Source organism: Ferrimonas lipolytica, from assembly GCF_012295575.1.
Taxonomy (GTDB): Bacteria; Pseudomonadota; Gammaproteobacteria; order Enterobacterales; family Shewanellaceae; genus Ferrimonas; species Ferrimonas lipolytica.
This window is the reverse complement of the sequence record NZ_CP051180.1, coordinates 2,615,837-2,627,483: the sequence shown is the minus strand read 5'-3', so window position 1 is coordinate 2,627,483 and position 11,647 is coordinate 2,615,837. Positions and strand designations below refer to the sequence as shown.

Sequence of the window (11,647 nt, the reverse complement as noted above, 5' to 3'; positions counted from 1 at the left end):
GATATAAACCTCCACAGCTAACTACGACGCAGCCTAAAAGTTGGTCTGTTTGAAATGGATAGCAGGTGCATTGGTGCGGCGCGCTTAAGTCCGTGAGGCAGACTTATCGTTATGTGTTTGATATACCGTAATGTCTGAGTGTTGCTGATGATAAATTCGCTGGTTAGCTACCCGTGGCGGGGCAGTTAACCGCCACTCAAACAACAAAAAGCCCGCACTAGGCGGGCTTCGTTATAAGCAAAAAGCGGTTTGCTTAGTGGTGGCCGTGGCCGCCGCAGCAATCGTCGCCTTTGGCGCAGTCGCCTGAGCCACCACAACATTCGTGGTCGTCATCGTGGCTATGGTCGTGGTCGTGAGAGCCACAACCGCCGCCACCGCAGCAGCCGCCTTCTTGATGAGGATGGCCGTGAGCCACTTCATCTTCGGTGGCAGCACGAACGTCTGCTACTTCTACGTAAAAAGACAGCGCTTGACCAGCCATTGGGTGGTTACCATCAACGATAACGGTATCGTCTTTCACTTCGGTCACAACAACAGGGCGTGGGCCTTGTTCGGTTTGTGCCATAAAGCGAGTACCAGGGATGATGTCGTCTACGCCTTCAAAGGCAGACAGTGGTACTTCTTGTACTAGGCCAGGCTCGATAGCGCCGTAAGCGTCTTCTTCAGCGATGTCTGCAGTGAAGGTATCACCTGCTTTTTTGCCTTGCAGTTGCGCTTCTAAGCCTGGGATCAGGTTCTGTGCACCGTGCAGGTATTCCATCGGAGCGCCGCCAAACGACTCTTCAATCTTCTCGCCAGCACTGTTGTGCAGACGGTAGTGGATAGTTACAACGGTTTTGGCGTCGATAATCATCAGACAGCTCCAGTTATTGGGATTAAAGACGCATCTTACGGGATCAAAGCCTATCGACGCTATGATCCCGATAGCACTTTTTCCTAACGCAGGCGGCAGTCACGGCGGTAAGGGTATACATCTGGGATCTTTTCCGCGGCAACGTTATCCTTGATCTGTTGCCAGTACTCGGCGGTAAGTAGATCTTGGTGGTGCGGTAAAAACGCCTGACGAATGCTCGGCCTTGCTAACAAAAAGTGGCCAAACTCCTCCGGGAAAACATCGTTAGGACCGATAGAAAACCACGGTTCGGCGGCCATCTCTTGTTCAAGGGTCTGAGCTTTGGGAATGGTTCTAAAGTTACATTCGGTCATGTAGCTTATCTCGTCGTAATCGTAGAACACCACTCGGTTATGCCGGGTTAAGCCAAAGTTTTTAAACAGCATATCGCCGGGGAAGATGTTCACCGACGCCAACTGTTTTATTGCCAAGCCGTATTCATAGATGGCGTGGTCAATCTGCTCTTGGGTGGCGCCATCGAGGTACATGTTGAGTGGCACCATGCGCCGCTCAGCATAGAGATGATGAATAATTATATGAGTGTCGGTGAGTTCAATCTCTTGTGAGGCAACTTTCAGAAGCTCATCGATCAATGCTTGGCTAAAACGCTCTCGAGGAAAGACAAAGTTGCTGAACTCTTGGGTGTCAGCCATGCGACCAACCCGGTCGTGTTGTTTTACCAAATCGTATTTAGACTTAACGTCCTCTTTGGTGACCTCTTTGGGCGGGGCAAACTCATCCTTAATGATCTTAAACACCATAGGTAGCGACGGAAGGGTAAATACCGACATCACCATGCCTTTGATCCCCGGAGCGACATCAAACTTATCGTCGCTGTGATCAAGGTGATGGAGGAAGCTGCGATAGAATTCGGTTTTACCGTGTTTTTGCAATCCGAGGGCGCTGTAGAGCTCAGCCCAAGTTTTACGAGGCATTAACTGTTTGAGATAGCTAACCAGCATGCCCGGATGATCGGTATTCACCATAAAGTAGGCGCGGGTAAAACTGAACACCACTGACAAGTCATCTTGATTGCTTAACACCGCATCGATGTAGAGCCCGTTGTCGCTGTGGCGTATTGGTAGCAACAGCGGTGCAAAGCCGCGGGGACCAATTAACCGACCCACCAAATAGGCGCCTTTGTTGCGATAAAACACACAGTTAAGCAGCTCAACCCGATTGTACTGATTGGCACTAACAATGGGCTCTAAGCGCTGCCATACCAGTGCTAAGTCTTGCTCTAAATCTGCGAACGGGCGTTGGAACCTGCGGGGGTTAATTAGCTCGCTTAAGGCGGTGGTGGGGTCATTACCAAAGAAGCGATACTTACTGAGTTTTTCTGGCTGAAAGGGCGGACGTTTGCGCACTTTAGTATGCAAAAATAGGTGTTGTTCATCGAGGCCCCGATGGCGAAACAGGCGAGAAAATACCGAGTTAAAGAAGGTCTCTGCTACTTCTGCTTGTGGGTGTCCCTCAAGCAGCTTGCTGTAGGCCTTTTTGGTGTCGCGCCACAAGTCGGTGGAGATCACCGGCTGATCCAACTGCTCAATCAGCTTCTGCGTTTGCAAGCTAACCTGCTGGCTGTAGAGCTTGATCCGCTTTACTTGGTTATTGTTAGCCTGTACCCAATCCTGTTGGATAAAGTTTTCCTTAGCGCCACGAGATATCCGCATAAATAGCCGGAAGTGTTTATCGAAGCCTGCCAAAATTTGGTAAGCCAAGTAGGATGGGGCCGAAGAGTTCATCATCACTCCTTTGATGTCACATCGGGAAAAATGCCAATTCGGTTGGCATATCGCGCATAATTTCAGCGGCTTTGTAGTGTTATTACTGTAAAACTAATCCTCATAAGCACGATTGGCAATCGTTGATGCTTGCTTCTACAACCGGTGGCGTTAACCTTGGCAGCCTAAAGCTGGAGGATAGATGGCTGAACTGTATTTTATTTTGGTATCACCCCAACGCGGTGAAAACGTTGGCGCTGCCGCACGAGCGATGAACACCATGGGGTTCGACAAACTACGGGTGGTTAATTCTGTTGCTCATCAAAGCGATGAAGCGCAGTGGACGGCCCACGGTAGCCAGCAGATTTTAGATAGCGCAGAACACTTTGACGACTTGGCCTCAGCTCTGGCTGATATCGATTTAAGCTTCGCCACCACCGCCCGTAAACGGGGAGACAAACGTCGCTTACACAGCCCTAACGATGCCGCTAAGCAGGTACAACTGTTGGCGAGCAGCGTTAATAAAGTAGCTGTGGTGTTTGGTTGTGAAGCCTCAGGCCTTGCTAATGCAGACTTAGCGTTAGTGGATTTGCTGACCACCATCCCATTGGCTAATCCTTACCCGTCACTTAACTTGGGTCAGGCAATCATGTTGTACGCCTATGAGTTTTCTCAATTGCCGCCGCCAACGGAAGCTGAGGCGAACCAAGCGCAGTTCAAAGCACTTAAACAACGAAGTGTTCAACTACTTGATAAATTAGATGTTTCAGAGCAAGAGCCCTTGCGCCGCTGGGTTGCCGATAGCGTTGGAACCCTAAGCCAGCGAGATGTAGCTATGTTGCATTTGTTATTAGGTGATATTGAAAAAGCTATTAAGTGAGCGTTGACAATTGGTCTGTAAACACTGAATGTAGAAGGGAGATTAACGAGGAACTGAATGTGAATTTTAACGCTGTAGCCGCAACCCTAGTAATTACTACGATTACCACAACCTTCGGGTTGAGGGCGGGCTAGCAGTACCTCGGATTTATCATCCAAATATAACAAAGCCCGCTCCCACCAGAGCGGGCTTTGTGCTTTTTAAGGCGTAGGGCAAAGGAAAAATAAGATGAAAGTAATGAAATTTGGCGGTTCATCGCTGGCGGATGCGGCTAAGTTGCAGCGTGTGGCGCAACTGGTTAGCACCGAAGCGAGCCAGTTTCCGGTGATGTTGGTTGTGTCTGCACCAGCAGGGATCACGAATCTACTTGAGTTAGCTGCAACGCAAGCGTCACAGGGGCAGTTTCCAACCCCAGCGTTTGCGCAACTGCAAAGCAATATTGAACAGATCATCTTAGGCCTAACCCCAACGCTAACTAACACGGCACAACAGCAGCTTACGCAGCAATGGCAAAGCGAAGCGAACCAACTGCAACAATTGCTGCAGGGCGTGGCATTACTGCAGCGCTGCCCCGATGAAGTAACTGCACAACTGATGGTTACCGGCGAACGCCTATCAGTCGCCATGCTCCAAGCGCTGTTTGCAGACGCGCCTTGGCCGGTCGCTAGCCTCGACCCGCGCCAATCGCTGCTTGCTAGTGGCCCTTATCTATCGGCAGAAGTTGATATCGAGCGCAGCCGAGTTAATCTGGCGCAGCTGCCGTTAGGTGATAACCGAGTGTGGTTGGTGCCGGGCTTTACCGCAGCCAACGACCTAGGCGAAACCGTTACCCTTGGTCGTAACGGTTCCGATTACTCCGCCGCTGTTATGGCCGCTTGTCTGCATGCCGATAGTTGCGAGATCTGGACCGACGTCGATGGGGTTTACAACCTCGACCCACGCCTGATTGATGATGCGCAATTGGTGCCAAGCCTGAGCTACGAAGAAGCGATGGAGCTGTCCTATTTTGGTGCCTCAGTGCTGCACCCGCGTACTATCGCTCCTATTGCTCAACACCATATTCCCTGCCGTATTCGTAATACTCTAAACCCAGACTCCGCCGGTACCCTTATCCACGCTCGTACTGAAGCCTCTAACTCGTTGGTTAAAGCGATAAGCCAGCTCAAAGACCAGTGGATGATCAGTGTGTCTGGGCCGGGTATGAAAGGGATGGTTGGCATGGCTAGCCGTGTTTTTGCGGCGATGGCTCAGGCCGGGGTATCGGTAACCTTGATTACCCAAAGCTCGTCGGAATACTCTATCTCGTTTTGTATTAATGCCGATGGCGGCCCTGCAGCTCTTAAGGCTTTGAACCAAGCGTTTGAACTCGAGCTAAAGCAACAACTGCTTGACCCTATTGATGTGCAGCGCGACCTTGCCATTGTTACCTTGGTTGGTGATGGCATGAAAACCCGCAAAGGCGTGGCGGCGCATTTCTTCAAGGCGTTGTCACAGGCCAGTGCGTCGGTACTGGCAATTGCTCAAGGCAGTTCAGAGCGCGCTATCTCTGCCGTTGTTGCACAAAGCCAAGCCAGCAACGCACTGCGCTTATGTCACGAGAACTTCTTTGTTCGCCGCCAATCCATTGATGTTGTGGTTGTAGGGGCAGGTAACGTTGGTATTGAACTTATCAATCAGATTGCCGAGCAACAACCGCACCTGAAAGAGCACAATATCGCTATTCGCCTTTGTGGTGTGACCAACTCGAGGCAGATGCTACTGCGCGCTGATGGCTTGGCCTTTGAACACTGGCAAGACGAACTACCGCAAGCGGACGCGCTCGATATGGAGCGATTGCTGCACTTTGCCCGTGATGCTCACCTAGTTAACCCTGTGTTTGTCGATTGCACCGCTTCAGATCAGGTAGCCGAGTTCTATCTGCAAGCGATGGCACTAGGGTGGCACGTGGTAACCCCTAATAAAAAGGCCAACACCGATTCGATGGCGAAATACCATCAACTGCGCAAAGTAGCGCGGGAACACAAACGCCAGTTCCTGTACGAAGCTAACGTTGGTGCTGGTTTGCCGGTAATCGATAACCTGCAAGGGTTGCTGCGAGCTGGCGATGAACTGCAGCAGTTCTCGGGGATCTTATCTGGCTCACTCTCTTACATATTTGGCTTACTGGAAGAGGGCTTAACCTTGTCGGAAGCCACAACTAAGGCCCGCGATAAGGGCTTTACCGAGCCGGATCCTCGTGAAGATCTGTCCGGTATGGATGTCGCCCGTAAAGTGCTGATCTTGGCTCGTGAGGCGGGCATGCCGCTGGAGCTTGCTGATCTCAACATTGAGAGTGTATTGCCTGCGGAGTTTGACGCCAGCGGCGACAACGACACCTTTATGGCGAACCTGCCTAAAGCTGATGCGGCAGTGGCGCAGCGGGTGGCGGCAGCCAAAGCACAAGGCAAGGTACTGCGTTACGTTGGTGCCATCGATAATGAAGGCAAATGCCATATCGAAGTACAGGCGGTTGGGCCAGCGCATCCACTGTATAACATCAAAGGCGGTGAAAACGCCTTGGCGTTCTACAGCCGCTACTACAACCCGCTGCCGTTCGTATTACGAGGCTATGGTGCCGGTGCTGCGGTTACTGCCGCCGGGGTATTTGCCGATGTGCTGCGCACTCAAGCGTGGCAACGGGAGGCGTAATGAAAAGTGTATCTGTATACGCACCGGCCTCAATGGGTAACGTTAGTGTTGGCTTTGACTTACTTGGTGCGGCGTTAGAGCCGCTTTATGTCGAGCAACCTTTTGGCGATGTGGTAACCGTTACCGCAGGACAGGGAATTAGCCTTGAATGCCGCGGTGATTACGCCCATTTTTTACCCAAACAAGGCAACATTGTGGAGCGCTGTGCCGAGCGTTTTATTGAACGCCATGCCCCGCAGTGCCAAGGGCTGGCGTTAACCCTCGAGAAAAACCTGCCGATAGGCTCTGGTCTTGGTAGCAGTGCCAGCTCAGTAGTGGCAGCACTGGCTGCTCTTAACCGCTATTTTGATGATCCACTTGAGCCGCAACAGTTGCTGCAGTTTATGGGCGAGTTGGAAGGTGAGATCTCCGGCTCAGTGCATTTTGATAACGTTGCCCCAAGCTACCTTGGTGGCATGCAACTCATGCTGGCGGATGATGCCCAGCCGCTACCTTGTTTTGATAACTGGTATTGGTTAGTAGCCTATCCGGGCATCACCCTTTCCACCGCAAAGATGCGAGCGTTGTTGCCCAGTGATGTACCAATGACAACCACCATTGGCTTTGGCCAACAACTGGCTACCTTTGTCGCTGCATGCTATCGCCAAGATGAACAACAAGCACTGGCAGTGCTCAACGATGTATTGGCTGAGCCCCATCGGGCCGCACATATACCAGGCTATCAAGCAGCCAAGCTACAGCTTCAGCAGTTAGGCTTTGAAGCGGTAGGGATCTCCGGTTCTGGACCAACCCTATTTGCCGTATGCCGCGACGAGCAGCTGGCTAAGCAAGGCGCGGATTACCTGCAAACTCATTACGTAACCAATCAATATGGACTTGTGCGTGTGTGCCGTTTGGCACGACAAGGCGTGCAATATATGGAGCACCAACTCAATGCAGTTAACTAACCTCAATGTCGCCGCTGAGCAGGTCGATTTTCGTCAAGCCGTCCTGCGTGGTTTAGGTGAGCAATATGGGTTGTTCTTTCCTGACACCCTACCTCAATTAGATATCGAAGCGTTGTTGCAGTTGCCGTTTGTTGAGCGCTCGCAGCAGGTATTAGGTGCACTGCTGGCGGATGAGCTAGGGCAAGATAAAGTTGATGCGTTAGTGGCCAATGCCTTTAACTTTCCATTGCAGCTTTGTGCGGCGAAGGAGCAGCAATATTGTTTAGAGTTGTTCCATGGTCCGACACTTGCGTTTAAAGATTTTGGTGCGCGCTTCTTGGCGCAGTGCTTAAGTGCCTTTGCCGGTGATAAACCGCTAACCATTCTTACTGCCACCAGTGGTGATACTGGCGCGGCGGTGGCAGATGCCTTCTACGGCTTAGCGAACATCAATGTGGTGGTGCTGTACCCTGACGGTGGCATTAGCGAGTTGCAAGAGAAGATGTTTTGCACCTTAGGCGATAACATTCGTACCGTTGCCGTGGATGGTAGCTTTGACGATTGCCAACAGTTGGTAAAACAGGCGTTTTCAGATCCCGATTTGAAACAGAAGTATGGACTTACCTCGGCCAACTCCATCAACATCGCTCGTTTACTGGCGCAGATCTGTTACTACTTTGAAGCGATAGCTCAGTTACCAGCGGACAAACGCAACCAAGCAGTGATCTCGGTGCCATCCGGTAACTTTGGCAACCTTACTGCAGGGTTAATTGGCAAAGCGATGGGGCTGCCTATCAAACGTTTTGTGGCGGCGACCAACCTTAATGATACCGTACCGCGCTATTTGGAGACCGGTAATTGGCAACCACAAGCGGTGCATAACACCCTATCTAATGCGATGGACGTAACCAGCCCTAATAACTGGCCCCGGGTTGAAGTGCTATGCCAGCGCCAAGGTTGGCCGTTGTCGAGCATAGCTTCTGTATGTATTGATGAGCAGCAAACTGCCGCCCAGATGAAGCTGTTGGACGCTGGCGGTTATCGTAGCGAGCCGCATGCGGCGGTAGCCAGTGCCGCATTAGAACAGTTCTTACAGCCTGGTGAGGTGGGGGTGTTCTTAGGTACTGCCCATCCAGCTAAGTTTAAGGAATCGGTAGAAGATATCTTAAAGGTAAAGCTAACACTGCCAGCGCCGTTAGCGGCGGTTGCCGACAAGCCACTATTGAGCAGCAAGCTATCTGCCGACTTTGACCAATTTGCTGATTATCTGCAGCAGCAACTGAACGGATAAGCAGGCACAGCACCGAGCTGTTGTTTGTTATCGCTATTGGATTGAGCACGCAGGAGAGATCATACTTTTCTGCGTGCTTTGGCTTTAACTGAGCTGTTCATAACTCGGGCATGTACAAGTAAATCTGACATTGTGCCGAGTAGCTACCCCGCTAGGCTGTTGGTAACACTGGCACTATTGCTATGCCAAAAGGCAATTGTGAGCTTGCCCAGTAGATGAGGCCAAGCAGCCGATTTCGGCGAGCTTTATTTATATCTTTGCCGCGGCATATTCAATACCTTTAAGTTGGCTGTGACACAGTTAACTGTTGAGGTTTATATCAATACCGGTTGCAGCCCTCTTAAGGGGTTATGTCGCGGTGGCGGCGGCATATTCTTGTATGCATTAGGGGGGCGCTTCGCCCCCTTTGCAATCGTCCCTTGCCTTAGGTCGCAGTTCAAAACGCTTCGCTGGACTGCTCTAATGCGGCGCAAGAGCAACGGCGGTAGTGCTTTGCCCTTGTACCAACACTCGCCTAGCCGGTGCTTTACCAGCATTGGAAACAACAACACTTAGTTGTTGGTACACAGCCTTTAAGCTAGCCACAATGAGAAATACATTAAGCGCGTTAAGGTTAATTCTATTCCTTGTGAAAAAGTGCCTTCGACGAGGTAATAGTATTACGAACTGCTGTAATACTCTTTAAGCCAGTCTCTGGCTGCTTGATGGTTGCAGTGGTTATGGTAGCAATGATGGCAATATCCATCAGCGGCATACAGCAATGCATCGGTAGTAATTAATGCAGTAAAGCCCATTTGTTATAGAGTGGCACCATCACTACCGCTCAAATAGAAAATCGTTACAGACACCAACCGCTGAGCCAAGCCAATATCCTTTGGGGGATAGTTAATGAAATTAGGGCGCTTATTTATCTAACAGTAAAGTGCTATGTTAATTAGCGCTAATACCGTTGCACTTGTAAAGAGTGTTATGGCGTAGCGATGCTGAAATATATTCAATAAAATAAGATTTCCCTTAATTGCCTACGCTCACACGTTTGTAATTACTAACTTACAGCTCAGATAATGGGCTTCTTACTCCATTAGCACCGACATTAATTACATGGGTATAGATCTGTGTTGTGCGAATATCATTGTGGCCAAGTTGCGCTTGAATTGTGCGTATGTCCGTTCCGCGCTGTAATAAATGAGTGGCAAATGAATGGCGTAAGGTGTGGCTGGTAACGCGTTTGGGGATTCCAGCTGCACGTTTGGCTTTGAGTAACGCCTTTTGAAATGCGGTGGCATCTAAGTGGTGGCGGCGCAGTTTGTCATTGTCAGGATCTTGGCTCAACCGCGTTGACGGAAACAGAAACTGCCATCCTAGTTCATAGGGGGCATTAAGGTACTTTTGGGCTAGGGCATTGGGTAGCTTAGCACCTTGGTAGTGCGGGTTATTGCTGTCGCTGTGCAGTAACTGATGAACCACCACAACTTGCTGTTTAAGTGGTACCGCCAACTCTGCTGCCAAGGTAACTCGGCGGTGCTTACCGCCTTTGGCATTCCAAATGTTGAGGGATAAGTGGTCAATATCGATATCTTGGCATCTTAGGCGTAACGCCTCATTTTTACGAAGCCCTGAGCCGTACATCAGTTGGGCCAATAACAAATGGGGGTGTGGTAGGTGCTGAAACAATGTTCTTATCTCGGCTTGGGTTAATACGGTAGGTAACGCACGTTGCGACTGGGATTGTTGAAAAGACATCGTTAATGAGAGCGGGTTACCAATCAGCTCTTTGTATAAAAACACCAATGCGTTAAGTGCAATCGCTTGTGTGCTTGGTGAGCACCGCCGGTCACTGGCCAAGTGCGACAAGAATAACTCAACCTCGGTACTACCAAGATTTTTGGGGTGACTTTTGCGATGAAAGAGGATGAATCGCTTAATCCAATGAAGGTAGGTTTTAATGGTTTGCTCGCGATAGCGACGTAACCTCATCTGTTCGGCAATGTGTTGTAAGTAAGGTGAAGCCATGATAACTCCTGTACTGTTTTTATATACAGTAAAGATGATAGGCATGTTTTCTACAAGCGCGGGCATCGTATCACGCACAGAAACTGTGTAAGCTTGCAGTTGATTTGGGTTAAGGTATTGAATTTAAAGGTAAATAATAAATGTTGAGTTTTTGGGGATTTTTACAAACTAAGCCTGAGGCATTGTGTGTTACAAAGCCTCAGGCATCATAATAAGCTGTTATAAGGTATCTATAGTTTGGCGTCTCGTTTTTCTATTTTACTGCTTCTAGTTTTCCTTTCAGGCTGTGAGTGTGACTCTATTTGTGAAGCAAATAAGCGAGCAAAGGATTTCTTCTCTGAAGAAAAGTCCAATTCAGAAATTATCCTCTTTTTGACCGATTATTATGGCGAAGGCCCAGGAAGTGAAACTTACTCCATTTTTGTCAAATGGGGATTGAAAAATCAACAAGCTTTTATTTCGGTCGTTAATGATCCTCAATTAACTAAGCCTGTTTTGCACTTAATTGCTTATTCTATTTCTGATATTGGGCTTTCTGATAAATATTGTGAGTTCTATAGTTCGTTACCTAAAGGTGTTGAGTTTAAATTAAAAGATTTACTTTTAGGGTGTAATTCAAATACCTTATAACAAGTCGTTAAAGCAGGACAAATAACAGTTGGCTTTTGCTCCTGCGTCGCTTATTTTAGCCAACATATTATTTGCCTCTTAACGAGGCGTTATAAGCACATAAAGTATTGAGTATGAATCAAGTTGTCGAGTTAAAGGAAAAGCAGTCAAGTGTAGGAGCTCCTTGCCCTGTAATATTAAGTGATGAACATAATATCTTCGTTGCGTATTACATGCAGGAACAATCAGAAAGCTTTGAGCTTGAAGCTATTGGGCTTGTTAAATTCAATGGCTTTCACTCTTATAAATTTGGCGCGCCAAACGATGAAGCGTTTCATGGGCATCCGTTAAGTGAAAACGGATTAGAGCCATATGGGACCTTTAAAATTCTGAATTCAACTTGGGTTCAAGAGCTTTGCAAGCAAAATAGTGTTCACCCATGCCACTCAGATGAAATCTTTAGGGATTTAATGCACTTAGTGTGGAGTTTTCACGACACCACTTTAGAGGTGGTGGCTAAGAGTTACGAGTTTAGTCTTCACCAAGGTTCTCCGAGTAGTGTTTTAGCTAACTACCTTTCAAGTATTGAGTAGGTGCTTATAACAAGTTGCTCAAAAGGACGCA

At 49.0% G+C, this 11,647-nt stretch carries 9 protein-coding genes; 6 read left to right on the top strand and 3 right to left on the bottom strand.

Going from position 1 to position 11,647, the window contains the following annotated elements:
* Positions 1-253: 253 nt before the first annotated feature.
* Together HER31_RS12025 and aceK are read right to left on the bottom strand one after the other, a co-directional pair.
* Positions 254-853 carry an FKBP-type peptidyl-prolyl cis-trans isomerase gene (locus HER31_RS12025; RefSeq protein WP_168660813.1) on the bottom strand — a complete coding sequence of 200 codons (600 nt, stop codon included), beginning with the start codon at positions 851-853 and terminating at the stop codon, positions 254-256.
* Between the two features lie 83 nt (positions 854-936).
* Complete coding sequence (aceK, locus tag HER31_RS12020) at positions 937-2,640, bottom strand: bifunctional isocitrate dehydrogenase kinase/phosphatase (protein ID WP_168660812.1); 1,704 nt, start codon at positions 2,638-2,640, stop codon at positions 937-939.
* A gap of 178 nt (positions 2,641-2,818) precedes the next feature.
* Here aceK and HER31_RS12015 point away from each other — a divergent pair, with 178 nt between their 5' ends.
* The 4 genes from HER31_RS12015 (at position 2,819) to thrC (ending at position 8,401) form a co-directional block, all read left to right on the top strand.
* A complete protein-coding gene (locus HER31_RS12015; RefSeq protein ID WP_168660811.1) occupies positions 2,819-3,496 on the top strand; it encodes a tRNA/rRNA methyltransferase in 678 nt (225 codons plus the stop codon).
* Positions 3,497-3,724: 228 nt separating this feature from the next.
* Positions 3,725-6,184, top strand: coding sequence for a bifunctional aspartate kinase/homoserine dehydrogenase I (gene thrA / locus HER31_RS12010; RefSeq protein ID WP_168660810.1), 2,460 nt, complete (start codon positions 3,725-3,727; stop codon positions 6,182-6,184).
* The gene (gene thrB, locus HER31_RS12005) at positions 6,184-7,131 is read left to right on the top strand and encodes a homoserine kinase (protein ID WP_168660809.1); all 948 of its coding nucleotides are present in this window, start codon (positions 6,184-6,186) and stop codon (positions 7,129-7,131) included. Before thrA ends, thrB begins: the two co-directional genes overlap by 1 nt.
* Positions 7,118-8,401, top strand: a complete 1,284-nt coding sequence (gene thrC / locus HER31_RS12000; RefSeq protein ID WP_168660808.1) for a threonine synthase — start codon at positions 7,118-7,120, stop codon at positions 8,399-8,401. The genes thrB and thrC overlap by 14 nt, the downstream gene beginning before the upstream one ends.
* A gap of 1,050 nt (positions 8,402-9,451) precedes the next feature.
* Here thrC and HER31_RS11995 read toward each other — a convergent pair.
* Complete coding sequence (locus HER31_RS11995) at positions 9,452-10,414, bottom strand: integron integrase (protein ID WP_168660807.1); 963 nt, start codon at positions 10,412-10,414, stop codon at positions 9,452-9,454.
* Positions 10,415-10,651: 237 nt separating this feature from the next.
* Here HER31_RS11995 and HER31_RS11990 point away from each other — a divergent pair, with 237 nt between their 5' ends.
* Together HER31_RS11990 and HER31_RS11985 are read left to right on the top strand one after the other, a co-directional pair.
* Entirely contained in the window at positions 10,652-11,044 is a 393-nt protein-coding gene (locus HER31_RS11990) for a hypothetical protein (protein WP_168660806.1), read from the top strand.
* Positions 11,045-11,157: 113 nt separating this feature from the next.
* Positions 11,158-11,616, top strand: coding sequence for a hypothetical protein (locus HER31_RS11985; RefSeq protein WP_168660805.1), 459 nt, complete (start codon positions 11,158-11,160; stop codon positions 11,614-11,616).
* Positions 11,617-11,647: the final 31 nt, after the last annotated feature.